This is a genomic window from Baaleninema sp. (assembly GCF_049974805.1).
Lineage (GTDB): Bacteria > Cyanobacteriota > Cyanobacteriia > Cyanobacteriales > Geitlerinemataceae > Baaleninema.
In genome coordinates this window covers 1-1,405 of sequence record NZ_JBNGCO010000236.1, presented here as the reverse complement: position 1 = coordinate 1,405, position 1,405 = coordinate 1, and the positions used below count along the sequence as shown (strand labels likewise).

Genomic DNA, 1,405 nt, shown 5'->3' with positions numbered 1-1,405 from the left:
CCATGCTCTGCAACTTTTGTCCTGTACTTAGAAAAAAGGTAGATGTCAACGAGCTAATTTTTTTATAGACGGGTTGTTTTTCTACAAACCCCCTCAAGGGGTGAAGTCTTGTATGCGAAACTTCACTGAAATTTGAGGGAGTTTACACTTGTCTAATTTATCCTTGGAAGGATCGTACTATGTCCGAACAGGATGACCGTCTGGGCAACCAATTGTTAGCCCGTTTCCCTTCAGATGTTTACCGACAGATTGCATCTCATTTAGAGCCAATTGAGTTGAATTTCGGTCAAACGCTATTCCAAGTCAATTTTCCCTACAAATACGTTTATTTTCCCACAACTGCCGTTCTGTCTTTACTGTTACCATTTGCTAATGGTTCTAAGACTGAACTGGGAGCGATCGGTTCCAAAGGAATGTTCGATTTATCGCTCTGTTTGAGACATCAATATACCATTTATCAAGCCGTTGTGTTAGTCAAAGGACGTGCGTTAAAACTCGATTCGCATCGGTTGAAATTCGAGTGCGATCGCAACTTTCAATCACACAAAATCCTCCTAGAATACACCCAAGCCCGCTTGAACGAAACTTCCTATCTTGCCGCCTGTAAATCTCATCACCGCATTGCCCAGCAACTTGCCCGTTGGCTTTTATCAGTTTCCGATTGCGCTCAGCAAGATTCCTTGAATTTCACCCACCAAAATATCGCCGAAATACTCGGGGTGCGGCGTGCCAGTATCACCCAAGCCGCTAACGCTTTTCAAGCCACGGACACGATACGCTACAATCGAGGCCGAATTGTCATTCTCGATCGCACGAGGCTCGAATCCTTTGCCTGTGAGTGTTATCGCAAAATAGCCAGGGAGATCCATCGATCCGCTTTCAAGGGCTGCGTTTCGAGTTAACTGGGGTACTGAAATTGCGGCCAGTGACTTAAATCGTGCCAACGACTAGACACCTCTTTTAAATCTCTGTTAGTATAGTTTTCTTTCCAGCGACAAGACCAACAGTAAAACCCAAATCTTTTGTTCCGTTGGTATTCGACATAGCGGATTTCATGGCTGTGGCAAACCGGACAAAATCCGCCGAGAACTGCGATCGATAAAGAGTCTTCTTTGTTGAGAATCGACATTATCAAACCTCCCCTCTCTTGTTTGGGATTTTATTTTGGAATATCAGTCCAAAAAATCTTGACTCGAGCAGTGTTTTTGCACTAAGTCTAAACAATCCGGTTGAGTGTTTAAAAGTTTCAGTGTAGAACGATCGATCGAACATTTTGAAAAACCCACGGTTTTTCGATGTCGCGGGCAATACCGACAATACAGTTTTCCCAATTTCATGGGATTTTATTGCTGATTTAAACCTTTTAAACGGACGAGTGTGAGCAGCAGATATAGCAATCCTAAGT

General features: G+C 43.4%; 1 protein-coding gene. It reads left to right on the top strand.

Annotated features, from left to right (window positions below; all coding sequences use genetic code 11):
• Positions 1 to 179: 179 nt before the first annotated feature.
• Positions 180 to 902 (top strand): Crp/Fnr family transcriptional regulator, encoded by a 723-nt coding sequence (locus ACP5D4_RS21585; protein WP_428013662.1) that lies wholly within the window; start codon positions 180 to 182, stop codon positions 900 to 902.
• Positions 903 to 1,405 lie beyond the last annotated feature (503 nt).